Below are 1,387 nucleotides of genomic sequence, written 5' to 3' on the forward strand. Positions count from 1 at the left end.
TGGCCCGCCGTGCGGACGGGCTGTCGTGGTGCAGGGCGTTGTCCGGGATCAACGGCGCCGGTCCATCGTTGCCGTTGCCGCTGTGCCCGCCGGTGGTGAGGAGGTGAGGGCGCCAGCGGTGCACGGCCCAGCCAGCCAGGGCGGCGACGGCAATGACGACCGGGAACGGCACGCCGAACGCGGCGAGGGCGACGAACGCGGCGATCACGAACCCGATCAGCAGCTTGTTGGTGAGGGCGCGGCTGCCGACCCGCCACACCGCCTGGGCGACGATCGCGACCACGGCCGGGGCGAGACCGGCGAACACGGCGGTCACGGTGCGGGTGTCGCCGTAGCCGACGTAGATCGCCGACAGGGCCAGCAGTGCGACCAGCCCGGGGAGTACGAACAGGGTCCCGGCGACCAGACCGCCCCGGATGCCGTTGAGCAGCCAGCCGACGTAGATCGCGAGCTGCTGGGCTTCTGGTCCGGGTAGGAGCATGCAGTAGTTGAGCGCGTGCAGGAAACGCGCCTGGCCGATCCAGCGGCGCTCATCGACCAGGTGCCGCTGCATCACGGCTATCTGCCCGGCCGGCCCGCCGAACGTCTGCAGTGAGATCGCGAACCACGCCTTCACGGCCTGGCCGAAGGGCACGACGTCACGGGTGGCCGGGGGCTCGGTAGTCGTCACGGCGAGACCTCCACTAATCGGATCGGCTGGTCGAATACGACAAGCAGGGCAGGGCTCAGTACGCGCACGACCGGGTGAGCCGCGCGCGGTACCCAGAGTGCGGCAGGCTATGCGGGGGTGCGCCCCAGCAGCAGGGCGCGGCGGTGGTACTCGTACCGGCCGTCGAACAACGGCCCGGTCAGCTCCAGCACCCGGGCGTCGTCACAGACCATGGACAGGCCACGCAGTGCGACGTCTAGGCCGGCCGCCTCCGGCGCGTCGTACCGCCCGTCGTCGATGTCGGCCTCGTGCACGATCTCCGCGACCCGCCACAGCACCGGATCAGCCAGCTCGTAGCGACGCAGGATCGTCTCGAACGTGCAGTCCGACCCGTGGTGCGACAGGTCCACCCCGCGCATGTCGAACGGCGTCGCGTCGGACGGCACCTCGGCGGGATCGGCGACGAAGACGAACTCGGCGTCCGGGTCGACGTGCCGGCGGATCAGCCACCCGCAGGCGGCCCGGTCGATGTGCACCCCGGCCCGGGTCGCCCACCTCACGACGCACCCCCACGCACCGGATCAGTGACGGGCTCGCTCGCCAGGTTGGCGAGCGCCTGCTGGGCGACCTCGCGCTCAGGGGGCGGAAAGAAGTCCCGACGGTGAACACGCCGCAGCTCTGCACGCAGCCGACGTACGGCGGCGGCCCGTGCCGGAGCGGTCAGCTGCGCCGAGGCGT

General features: G+C 71.6%; 2 protein-coding genes and 1 pseudogene. All 3 read right to left on the reverse strand.

What is annotated here, in order from left to right; all coding sequences use genetic code 11:
• Positions 1-670 (reverse strand): chromate transporter (locus AAH979_RS42950; RefSeq protein WP_346263863.1); only part of this gene is annotated, 670 nt, incomplete at its 3' end.
• Positions 671-777: 107 nt separating this feature from the next.
• A complete protein-coding gene (locus tag AAH979_RS42955; protein WP_346263864.1) occupies positions 778-1,209 on the reverse strand; it encodes a chromate resistance protein ChrB domain-containing protein in 432 nt (143 codons plus the stop codon).
• Positions 1,206-1,387 (reverse strand): annotated as a pseudogene (locus tag AAH979_RS42960) (chromate resistance protein); the annotation flags it as partial. The gene AAH979_RS42955 and the pseudogene AAH979_RS42960, both read right to left, overlap by 4 nt.

This window comes from Plantactinospora sp. ZYX-F-223 (assembly GCF_039649625.1).
Taxonomy (GTDB): Bacteria; Actinomycetota; Actinomycetes; order Mycobacteriales; family Micromonosporaceae; genus Plantactinospora.